Raw genomic sequence first — 7,754 nt, 5'->3', positions numbered from 1 at the left:
GACGTAGGCGGGGTCGAGGCCGCGCATGTTGGACCACTTGGTCCAGCTCCGCTCGACGGAGCCGAGGGACGAGATGAGGATCCCGTCCATGTCGAAGAGGATTCCCTGGCAGTGGAGGGTGATGGGGGAGGAGATGGAAGAGGGCATGGGTTTATTTTAGCGGGCTGGCGGGAGTGGTGGGACTGACGAAAAACAGATGAGGTCCTTCTCATTCACGGGAAAGGCCCGTGGCTAAAGCCACACTTTAACCATGCGGCTTTATTCATGCCTGAAGACCCATGCTCCCTCCAAGAAGGATGACGCCACTAGGGTTGTGGGTTAGTGGGGGCGGTGATTAGGGTTAGCTTTGGTTGCTGGGCGAAGGTTAGGGAGCCTTCGGCTTTGGTGGGTTTGCCGCCGCTCTGCTGGAGCTTGTTTTCGCCGAGGGTGATGGCGGATTTATCGATCTTTGCTGTGCCGGTCCAGCGTGTGAACTCAGTCTGGGACGAAGAGTCTGCGGCTTGATCCGGTTGCCGGGTGATGCGCCCGTTGCGCCAGTCGAAGTTCAGGGCTCCCAGAGCGCTGGAGGCCAGGTCGGCGGGGGTGAAGCCGGAGAGTTTCAGAGTGCCGGAACCGCTGATGGGGCCGCCGGCCCATTTTTCTCCCAGGACTTTGCTGAGAGGCGTGGGATTGATGCCGGTGAAGGAGGCGTCGAGCGTGTAAATGGGCATGGCGGGCTGGGTTGCTGGAATCGCGAGAGAGGCTGTGCCGCGGATCTGGCCGCCGAAGATGCGCGCATCCAAACTGGTGAATTTGATGCCGTGCGATTCCACCTGCAGGTTGTGTGGCGGGGCGGAAGCGATCGATGAACGAGGAGATGATGGTTCCCGGTTCGTGTGCGCCGAGCAATGCCTGCTGCAGCGTGGCGAGGTCGAGCGCGGTGAAGCGGACGGTGAAATGCGGTGCGCAGAGCTCGCCGGAGGAGCATGGAAGCGGCATGGCCAGGGTGGCGGTTCCGCGAATGCGGTTGGCTGGGGGGCCGTAGGCGAAGGTGACGCCATCCCAGATGGCGAGGCCGTTTTCAAAGCGCAGCGTGGCGGAGCCGAGATCGACGGGCGAGGCGAGAAAATCGGGCTTCCAGGCGGCATTGCGGAGGGCGACGGAGCCGGAGAGAGTTTTGGCGCCTTCATCGGGATTGGGCGTAGCCGCGGCGAACGAGGTGGAAGTAAACCAGGGTCCGGAGACGCGCAGATCGAGCGAGATGGGGGCGTTGGCGGAGCTTGTGACTTGGGTCAATGCGCCATCCTGAGCAATGCCTGTGGCGCGGGCCAAATCGCGCAGAGCCGGCAGGGATGAGGCTCCGCGAATGGCGAGGTCGAAGCCACGATGGTTTAACTGCGCGGTGATGGCGAGCGGCGCGGGCGCTCCTGTGGGCACGGCGATGGCGGCTGTGAGCGACGGCGGCTGATTGGGTTGGGGCGGCGCGGGCGAGAGGACGAGGCTCGCGATCGAGATTGGGTTGTCGAGTCCCTGGCCGGTGAGGCGGAGGTTTTGGCCGGTGAAGCTGCCCTGAAGGGATGGTGATGGGGCTTTCCCACCCATGGCGCGATGAAGCCGCGTCATGGATGGGGCACCCGGCGTTTGTGCATCCGGTGTTTGTGGCGGATCAGCCGCACCCGTTGCGTAGGTCATTTTGCCGCTGAAGGAGCCCTGTGCGGAGAGGCTCTGATTGAAGTTGCCACGGAGGGTGTGGAGCAGGTCGAGCGGGGCCTGGGCGGGAATTTTGTCCAGTTCCAGTGCGAGCTGCGGGCCGGCGGGCGAGGCGGGCATACTGCCGGTGAGGTGGACGCGGCCGTCGCCGACGGGTGAGTTGCACTCGATTTTTTCAAAAAAACGGGCGGAGAAGTGATAGAGAAAGCTGCAGTTGGCGTCGAAGTCGAGCGCGTTGACGGGCTCAAACTCGGCGCGGTGGACGCCGGTGGCGCGGAGGCGGGTGGAGATGGTGAGGGCGTTTACGGAGCCGTCCGCGTGGAGCTCGCCGGTGAGGTCGCCGCGCCAGTCCTCGTCTGACCCGAGGATGAGGAGCGAGAGCTGGCCGAGCTGGGCTTTGCGCCAGTCCATTTCAACGTGGAGCGGCATGTGGCTGAGCTGGGAGGCCGGGCGCATGGTGGCTTCCAGGCGAACGATGCCGGTGTCGGCCTGGTCGGTGGGAATGTCGGTGCGGGCGGGCTGGCCGCGGAGGCGGATGTGCCAGCCGTCGTCTTCACGCCAGAGCGAGGCGTCTGTGTTGGTAAGCGAGAAGGGAATCTTCTCTATGCCGAATTTGACGTTGATGCGGGAGTTGGTGGCCTCCATGTACGGCAATGGGCGGCGGGTAGCCGTGACTGCTGTGTCTGGGGCGGGTGCGGCGGTGCGGAAGAGCGAGTCGGCGTTCCAGCGGCCATCCGGGTTACGGACGAGGTTGAGGCTGGCCTGGTCGACGCTGATGCGATCGAGAGCGAGGCGGCCGCGCCAGAGGGAGAAGAGGCGGACGGAGGCGACGACGGTATCGGCGTGCAGGACTGGCTCTGCGCCAAAGGCGGGGTCTTCATCGACGTCGAGATCGGTGAGGACGAAGCCGGGGCGGGGAAGCATGCGGAGCTCGACGGAAGAAAGGCGAACGGGGCGGCCGAGCGAGGCAGAGACGAGTTGGGTGATGTGGCTTTTATAACGGGTGATGCCGATGTATGGCGGAACGAAGATGAGCAGCAGGATGGGAATGACAATGCTCAGGCCGAGGGTCAGGCGAATGTGCCGCCGGAGCCAGGATTTAGTGGCTGGCTCGATGTCTGGCTTGGGCGCGGAGGTCATTGTTTGTAATCGTAATTGCTGAAAGCAAAAGCAGGTCCTTCGACTCACCACCCCCGAGCTGAAAAACGCTCGGGGCCCCGTTCGCTCAGGATGACACCTTTTGAAAATATGCCAGATTCTATCGCATGACTTTGAAGGTGCGGGACCAGCGCGTGCCGGTGAAGAAGTGCAGGACGACGTGGCCGATCCATGAGATTTTGGATGCGATGCCGGGCTGTTCGAGCGCGCCGTCCGGGGTCTGGAAGGACCAGTAGTTGAAGACTGGGCGGCCTACGATGTTTTCACGCGGGACGAAGCCCCAGAAGCGGGAGTCGGCGGAGTCGTGGCGGTGATCGCCCATCATGAAGTACTTGCCGGGAGGGACGACGAGATCGCCGTTGACGATGTGGGAGTTGATCTCGGTGGCCCACTGCTCGGTTTTGTAATTACCAGGTGACGGGACTACGGGATAGGTGGGGAACTCGTCGAGAAACTGCTGGTCACTCATGTCCAGCGGCGGCGTATCGAGGTAGGTTTTGGGAAACGGCTGCGGGACGCCGTTGATGTAGACGACGCCGTTGTGCAGGTGGATGTGGTCGCCGGGGACGCCGACGAGGCGCTTGACGAGGTGAAGATACTGCGGCGTGTCGTAGCCGGGCTCATCGTCTGGGACGGGTTTGAGGAAGACGATGATGTCGCCACGCTGGGGCTCACGGTAATGGATGAGCGGGAACCAATTGTGGCCGGGCGAGAGGGTGACGCGGTCAACGAAGAGATGATCGCCGACAAGAAGAGTGTTCTCCATGGAGCCGGAGGGTATGACGAAGTTCTGACCGATGAAATTGAAGATGAAAAGGCCGACTACGAAGACCGCCGCGTAGCTGGCAATGGCCTCGAAGAAGGTTTCTCCGGTTTTCAGCTCGGCTGCGGGGACGGTTTCGGCGGCGCTTGTTTTCGTCATTCGTGGCTCTGGCTTGAGTGCAATTCCCTCAGGGGCTAAAGCCCCATCGTTTTTCGGCTACTTTCGGCACGACTGAAGTCGTGCCCTGTTACAAAACTATTTCAAGCAGGTTCGTAATCTCTATTCAAGTCTGCAAGGCTTTTCTGACGGTAATTTCTATCGGACGACGCGAAAGATGCGCTCCCAGCGGGCGAATCCGGTTAGCTTTGCGGTAAGTTCTCTATCGTGTCCGAGTTTATCATCCGGGGCTTGCTCGACATCTGTGGATGAGGGACGGCGAACGGAGAAGTAAATGAGCATGGGGCGGGCGACGATGGCATCGCGTGGGACAAGGCCCCAGAAGCGCGAGTCTTCACTGTGATTGCGGTTGTCGCCGAGGACGAAGTACTGGCCGGGCGGGACGACGAGCTCACCATTTTGTACGAGGCTGGGCAGCTTGTGCCACCAGTCGGGGCTGACGTTGGGATCGGAGTAGACGGTTCCGGGGAAGACGTCGCGGGCGGGATTGTAGGCGGTGGGTTCGAAGGCGGCGTAGGGCTCGGGGATGCGAACGCCGTTGACGGAGAGATGACCGTTGTCGACGCGAATGTGGTCTCCGGGGATGCCGGCGACGCGCTTGATGAGCAATGGCGGGCGGGGATGGTGAAAGACTACGATGTCGCCGCGCTGGACTTCGCGATAGGGAAGGAGGGTGTGCGAGAGCGCGTCGGATGGGGCGAGGATCTGCCTGTTGGCGAGCAGGAAATCACCGATGAGGAGGGTGCGCTCCATGCTTTCCGATGGGATGAGGTAGGGCTGGATAAGGAAGGTAATCAGAAAGAGCGCGACGACGAGAGTGCGGAGCAGCGAGGCGAGGGCTTCAGCTGGGGTGGGCAGGCGAAGGCGATGCGTTTGGGGCGGCGGAGACTGAGTCCGGATGGAAGCTGGCGCGCTCATTCGGCGGCTGCCTCCTCGGATGTGTTGAGGGGCGGAGTGTCGAGTGACCGGGTTTCCAGATATGGGCTGGTTTTTGTGCCGGTGAGGTGAGCGAGGGCTCGGCGGGCGGCGTCCTGCTCGGCGTGCTTTTTGGTGGTGCCGAGGCCGCGGGCGAGCGGCTTACCGGGGCCTGGCGGCTCGGGGCTCGCGTTGCCGTTTTCGGATGCTTGAGGCTTCAGGCGGACTTCGACGAGAAAGCGCTTGCGGTGGTCGGGGCCGGACTCGTTTTTGACGCGGTAGACGGGTGTGCCGGAGTGCGTGGACTGAAGATGCTCCTGCAGGGCGGATTTGTAGTTGCCGAGTGCGTCGCCGGAGCGCATTTCGCGGGCGAGCTGATCGGCGGCTTCTCCGAGGACGTGCCGGCGGACGAAGGCGCGGACGGGGGCGAGATTGCCGCTGGGGCCGCCGTCGAGAAAGAGCGCGCCGAGAACGGCTTCCATCGCATTTGAGAGCACGGTGGTTTTGCGGCGAAGGCCGCTGCGGTCTTCGCCTTTGCTGAGGAGGAGGTGGCGGCCGAGGTCGATTGCGCCGGCGACCAGGGCCATGTTCTGGCGGCTGACGAGCTGGGCGCGCATGCGGGTGAGCTCGCCTTCGGTCCACTCAGGGTGTAGGAGGAAAAGGGCTTCCGCGACGACGAGGCCGAGGACGGCGTCCCCGAGGAATTCGAGGCGTTCGTTGTCGCCGGATGGGGCTTCGGCGGCGCCGTTGGCGCTGGTTTTGCCGTGAGCGAGGGAGCGATGGGTGAGCGCGCGCACCAAGAGCTCAGGCCGGGCAAATGCATGTCCCAGCGCGGCTTCCAGTTCGCTCACAGGTGCTTCCATCGCCGATCCCCCAGCGAAAGTCAGTTTACATTCTTTGACGTTTTGGGGTGGGGGTTTGGTTTATTGCGACCGAAGTTCGCGGAGAGGTGAGGAATGTTCTGATTGGCTGGAGGGAAAAGACCGGAGGGTTGAAATTTTTGGTATCCCTGGTCTCAAAAGCGAGACCAGGGGCACCCGTACTGTATTGCTAAACCAAGAATGGTTAGTCCACTACTGTGGTTTTGGCGCTGGCGGTTTTGGAGCGGCTGGGGCTTTTGGGTCGGCTTTGGGGTCTGCGTCGTCTGCGTCGTCGTCCTGGCAGGTGTGGCCCTGGACTGGCGCGTAGGCGGTTTTGACGCCGCGTTCGGCGGCGAGGCGTGTGTCCTGCTGGCCGTCGCGGGTTTCCAAGGCTTCCTTGTACTCGGCTACGGCTTCGTCGCGCTGGCAGGAGAGATCGAGCATGCGGCCGAGGTAGATGTGGGACCAGGCGAGCAGGCGCGGGTCTTTGCTGGCATCAATCGTTGTCTTGAAGCGGCCTGCGGCTTCTTCGGGATTTTTGTTGATGAGGGCGACGCGCGCGAGGACGAAGTTGGCGCGGGCGGAGTCGGCTGCGGCCTGGAGGCTGTCGGCATTGCTATCGGTGAGGAAGGGGCGTGCCAACTTGGCGGCGCTGGCGGGATCGCCGGTCTGGAGTTTGGCTTCGGCGAGGTCCAGGCCTTCGAGCTTGCGTGGCTTGGGGCGGCTGAGCACGTCGGCGTCCGCTTCGGTGTCGAACTGGATGCGCTTGGCGCGGCTCACCTGCTGGTCTACATCCATGGAGTAGACCATTTCGCCGATGGTGTCACGCAGGCCGGCGGGGTCTTTCTCGAACTGGATGAGCGAATCGTAAAAATACTGCGTGAGCACGAAGCCCTGGGCGGTGTCATGATGCACGCTGGCCAGGCGCACGGCTTCCTGTCTGGCCTCGACCTGATGGCGCTCGCCTTCATACTTTGGAAGGTCGGAGCGATCGACGCCTGCGGGGATTTTGAAGTCGGGAACGCCGGTTTCCATGGTGCGGGCTTCGATGGCTTTGATGAGGCACTCGACGGTGAGCGCGACGGTGTCGGAGCGGTAGCGGAATTCGAGCGGAGCGTCACGGATGGTCTTGAGGACCGGCTGGGAGCGGTCGATGGCGTTGGCGCGCGAGTAGAGCAGGGGATCGATCATGTAATGCAGATAGGTGTGGCGGACATCGTTCATGCGGATCTTGCCGTTGACGGCCGAGGTGACCACCACATAATCGGGGCCGTAGATGCGCGCGTTGACGGTGCGCGGCGAGAGCATGGGCTCCATGACGACAACGAAGCGGCGGCCATCGTAGACAGAGGCCGGCATTTTGAGATAGAGGTTGGTGCCGACGATCATCTGCGAGAGCGGATCGTGGATGGTGTTGATTTCGTCATCGTAGGAGCGGCGCAGAGTGAGCCAGATTCCGTGCAGATCGACGGCGGCGGAGAAGTCCTTGAGGAGCGGGGCGAATTCCGCGACCTGCGTGGCGTCTGGCGGCATCTCGGTGAGCTCGACGGTGGTTTCAAGGTCGGGCGGCGGGCTGAGATAAAGCGCCAGCGAGATGTATTGCGAGATGTCGCGCTCCGAGCCGGTCATGCGGTGCTGGGCGATGTAGAGGCAGGCGGCGTCGCGTTTTTTGCGGGCGTCTTCGCTGATGGCCAGCGCGCCGTTGATCTCGTCGCGGACCTTCTTGCGGACGGGAGAGCTTTCGTCGAGGCCTTCGTCGTAACCGCAGGCATTGAGCGCGGAGGCCATGATGAAGACCGGCTCAGAGCTGATGAGCGAGACGGTGGGGCCGGCGGGATCGACGATTGAAGGAGCCTTCTCTCGCTGGACTGGGGGCCCTGAGGAAGAGGAGCTTTGCTGAGAGCTGGACGATTGCGCGTGCAAGACAACGGGAACGGCAATGAGCGAGAGAGCGAAGGCGAGCGCAGCGGAGAGCGAAGACGGACGAGAAAGCATGAATTATCCCTGCCTGAAGTTTATAGTTAGACGCTTGGGCAGGGTCAAATGGGAGGTTGGGGATCTTTTCCTGGTTCTAAGGAGACTCTGCACAAGTTCTGCGTCCACAGCCTGATTGCTTAATCACATAGTTATGAGGAGTGCGCGATGAGGCAGCGGAGTCTTGCGAGTCAGAGTATGTTCGAGAAGTACGGTCG

5 protein-coding genes are annotated in these 7,754 nt (G+C 62.4%); all 5 read right to left on the bottom strand.

Annotated features, from left to right (window positions below):
* Positions 1-474: 474 nt before the first annotated feature.
* Complete coding sequence (locus ABSG47_RS20975; protein WP_481133042.1) at positions 475-2,829, bottom strand: AsmA family protein; 2,355 nt, start codon at positions 2,827-2,829, stop codon at positions 475-477.
* A 118-nt stretch (positions 2,830-2,947) separates the two neighbouring features.
* Positions 2,948-3,769, bottom strand: coding sequence for a signal peptidase I (lepB, locus tag ABSG47_RS19775; protein WP_424171921.1), 822 nt, complete (start codon positions 3,767-3,769; stop codon positions 2,948-2,950).
* 156 nt (positions 3,770-3,925) lie between these two features.
* Positions 3,926-4,705: a signal peptidase I gene (gene lepB, locus ABSG47_RS19770; RefSeq protein ID WP_424171918.1), complete on the bottom strand. Its 780-nt coding sequence runs from the start codon at positions 4,703-4,705 to the stop codon at positions 3,926-3,928.
* Positions 4,702-5,553, bottom strand: a complete 852-nt coding sequence (gene rnc, locus ABSG47_RS19765) for a ribonuclease III (protein WP_424171915.1) — start codon at positions 5,551-5,553, stop codon at positions 4,702-4,704. Before rnc ends, lepB (ABSG47_RS19770) begins: the two co-directional genes overlap by 4 nt.
* 222 nt (positions 5,554-5,775) lie before the next feature.
* Positions 5,776-7,557, bottom strand: a complete 1,782-nt coding sequence (locus ABSG47_RS19760; protein WP_424171912.1) for a hypothetical protein — start codon at positions 7,555-7,557, stop codon at positions 5,776-5,778.
* Positions 7,558-7,754 lie beyond the last annotated feature (197 nt).

This window comes from Occallatibacter sp., assembly GCF_049510455.1.
Taxonomy (GTDB): Bacteria; Acidobacteriota; Terriglobia; order Terriglobales; family Acidobacteriaceae; genus Telmatobacter.
Note: the sequence above shows the minus strand (reverse complement) of the source record. Positions and strands in the feature narration are given on the sequence as shown.

Bases quoted from the DNA above. Each gene is read 5' to 3' on its own strand.
- ABSG47_RS20975 (WP_481133042.1), bottom strand. From the start codon at position 2,829: ATGACCTCCGCGCCCAAGCCAGACATCGAGCCAGCCACTAAATCCTGG.
- lepB (WP_424171921.1), bottom strand. From the start codon at position 3,769: ATGACGAAAACAAGCGCCGCCGAAACCGTCCCCGCAGCCGAGCTGAAA.
- lepB (WP_424171918.1), bottom strand. From the start codon at position 4,705: ATGAGCGCGCCAGCTTCCATCCGGACTCAGTCTCCGCCGCCCCAAACG.
- ABSG47_RS19760 (WP_424171912.1), bottom strand. From the start codon at position 7,557: ATGCTTTCTCGTCCGTCTTCGCTCTCCGCTGCGCTCGCCTTCGCTCTC.